Genomic DNA, 2456 nt, shown 5'->3' with positions numbered 1-2456 from the left:
GCCCCTGGGTGGGGTATGAGTAACCCCCGAGGTGTGGTGGTCTCGGGGGTTGTTTTGGCTTGTGTTTTAGAAGCCGGTGATGTTGCGGTTGAATTCGTTGAGTGCGTCTGGGATGAAGTATGGCAGCTTGCGTACGAAGAGGCTTGCGTGCTCGAGGGTGTCCCATCAGTTGGATACGCCGTTGCGTTAGCTACTACCCTTGAAGCTCACGCGTAATAATACCGGCCATACCAGCATGTCCCACGTTCGTTGGATGCATAGGCATAACAGACGGCGCAGTCGGGGTCTGTGCTGCCACAGCCCAACGCTGGGAAGTATCCGGCTGGCACGGGTCATGGGTTTTGGCTTGGTTGTGCAAGTCGATGAAGTTAACGCCGAGATCACGAGCAGCATGACCAATTTCAGCATTGAACTGATCCTCATAAGCAGTCACGCCAGGGAAACCAACAGGAATGACTTTGTCGCCGTCGTTAACAGCGCACAGAGTGTCGTTGACGGTCATGGGTACGTAGTTGACCATCGTAATCCGGGCGTGTGGGGCCTTGGCGCGGATCTTGTTGAATTGGTGTGCCAGTAGCCCCCGGTAGGCAGAAGCCTTAGGAATGTCCGGAAGTGCTGCGTCGATATACGTGCTTGGTTGCAAGCCGCCGTACATGAAGGTTACTTCCTTGGTGTCGGGGCCGATTTCTCCGGACAGTAGCGCGTGGTCAACATAGTTGTTTACCCAGTCGCTGGTGCCGTTGCAGGAGTAGTCAGCCAGCGACATGTTTAGGTTGCGTGCGGTTTGGTGTGCCCAGTTGTTGTTGTCGTTGAAGCAGGGGCGAATTGGTCGTGGGTACGGGGATACGCGACCGCTACCACCAGGTGCGCCACCATTAGCGGTAAAAGAATCGCCAAAGGTGACCATATCCTTACCGTGTGGCCCATCTGCTTGGGCGGTAGCTGGAACAGTGATACTGGTAGCAAGTGCAACAATGACACTTGCTAGTTTAGTGAATTTCTTCATATGGGAGCCTTTCTTTAATGATTATTTACCCACTGGACACCAGCTGCACTGTCACTGCCACCATAGGCATTATGGCGCAGGAAACCACGAATGAGCGTGTAGTAGTCCTTAGGGTTGTAGTGAGTGAGTTCACGGGCAACAGAGCGTGGGAACTTGCCGTGGAGCGTGTCCAGATCCATTGATGCTTCAGCCAGCTTGCGGTACTTCTTGGGATAGTTACATACAGCATCATCGCTATGGCATACTTCTAGTACCTTAGCGCCGAGATTGCCGAAGCCGCCGTCTAGTTGTCCTAGAGAACCAGTATTGACATCTGGCTTAGCAGGATACTGCGCAGCACCATTGCCACCTTGGTATGGATTAGCATAAAGTGCAGCAGAGGCAAAACGAGAAGGATCGAGTGCGCCCTTGCCATGAGCTGCATCATTAATGATGCGTGCAGAGACATCGGCACCTAGCGAATAGCCTACAAGGCTGATACGGCTGTTTGGACAATCATTCTGGATACGCGCAATGGTATGTGATGCCTTGGTATAGCCATCAGCTGATGCCTGTGGATAGGACGTTGCAGCAAAACCATAGGACTGATAAGGCACATAGGTCACATCAGTGTCTGCTCGATTACCCAATTGGATGCCTACATCAGCAGTGATATGACCAATAGGCAGGTTATCAGGCATGACTGGGTTAGTATTACCACCACCAGGGGCAACAACAACTTGTTTAGGCGCGCAGTTGTGGATAAATGACTGTGGCGTAGGTGGCTCAAATGCCTGTGCTGTAACAGGAGCGATGAATGTTGCAGCAAGGGCCGCAGCTGCAATAGCGCGGATACATTTTAGGGACATGGAAAAACCTTACCAAGATAGACAAAAACGAAACTTCACTACCCCAAAACCAAGCAAATCACAGTAAATCCAGTCTCGGGAAGTTAACGCCCGTAATCCTAACCGACAAACCCATAATCCGCTCAGCATCATGCCTAACCAGTAGGCTAAAGTCTGAACCCTGAATAACACCTAAAGGCAGCCCTGAAATGAGCACGGAAACCGGGACAAACCCACTCAACACACCACACCTAGACGCATTAAAAGACCAAGTCAATAGCAGTCTACTAATACTGTTAAGCGCTATTGCAATAGTAACCTTAGTCGTAATAACTGCCCGACAGGTTTACCTCTTTGCTCGATACCGAGACCCAGCAGTACGCCGCTTAGCGCGTCGCAAAACAGCAGTTGAATACAAAGCGAACGTAAAAATAAAAGAAATCAGCCCCAAAGGCTGGATTGAAATAGCACCAAAAGACAAAGAATGGTGGGAACTGCTAGCCAAAACCCGACAACTTGAGAAACCTGCGCATTAACCAAGATGCACCCAACTAACCTCGAGACCCGTACACGCCCTAAACGCCTTGGTCGCCCGTGGGTTGGGGAGTTGTGGGGGCGGGGGT

Annotated in this window: 3 protein-coding genes; 1 reads left to right on the top strand and 2 read right to left on the bottom strand. The window is 51.3% G+C overall.

Annotated features, from left to right (window positions below; translation table 11 throughout):
- Positions 1-193 precede the first annotated feature (193 nt).
- Positions 194-1006, bottom strand: a complete 813-nt coding sequence (locus WMP96_RS11650) for a GDSL-type esterase/lipase family protein (protein ID WP_340433606.1) — start codon at positions 1004-1006, stop codon at positions 194-196.
- 14 nt (positions 1007-1020) lie between these two features.
- On the bottom strand, positions 1021-1854 hold the full coding sequence (locus WMP96_RS11645) for a cutinase family protein (protein WP_340433604.1): 834 nt from the start codon (positions 1852-1854) through the stop codon (positions 1021-1023).
- Between the two features lie 188 nt (positions 1855-2042).
- Between WMP96_RS11645 and WMP96_RS11640 the strand changes: the two genes are divergently transcribed.
- Positions 2043-2369, top strand: a complete 327-nt coding sequence (locus tag WMP96_RS11640; RefSeq protein ID WP_340433601.1) for a hypothetical protein — start codon at positions 2043-2045, stop codon at positions 2367-2369.
- Positions 2370-2456: the final 87 nt, after the last annotated feature.

The organism is Corynebacterium sp. KPL4035 (genome assembly GCF_037908325.1).
Taxonomy (GTDB): domain Bacteria; phylum Actinomycetota; class Actinomycetes; order Mycobacteriales; family Mycobacteriaceae; genus Corynebacterium; species Corynebacterium kefirresidentii.
The sequence above is the reverse complement of the archived record's forward strand: the minus strand, read 5'-3'. Positions and strand labels throughout refer to the sequence as shown.